The 241-nt window shown below is 34.9% G+C and carries 1 protein-coding gene; it reads right to left on the minus strand.

Annotated features, from left to right (window positions below; translation table 11 throughout):
* The coding region (locus R0J87_RS24100) for a hypothetical protein (protein ID WP_498889566.1) at positions 1 to 227 on the minus strand (227 nt) is incomplete at its 3' end.
* Between the last annotated feature and the right edge of the window lie 14 nt (positions 228 to 241).

Consider the following 241-nt stretch of genomic DNA (forward strand, 5'->3'; position numbering starts at 1 on the left):
CAGTCTAAAAAGGACCTTGCAACTACCTCACTGTCAACACCGCCTGACATTAAGACTCTGATTGGATCATTGGTGTTCTCATAAATTAATTTTGCAGCATTATAGCATTCTTTGTTAAACTGTAATGGATAACGACTACATGGACTTAATTGTATTTCATAATGATCATTTGGTCCTTGTCGTTCTTTTCTACCTGACCATGATGTTTGTATATAATTGGGTTTCATTTAATGTCCATAGT

It is taken from the genome of Halomonas sp. SIMBA_159 (assembly GCF_046536035.1).
Taxonomy (GTDB): domain Bacteria; phylum Pseudomonadota; class Gammaproteobacteria; order Pseudomonadales; family Halomonadaceae; genus Vreelandella; species Vreelandella venusta_A.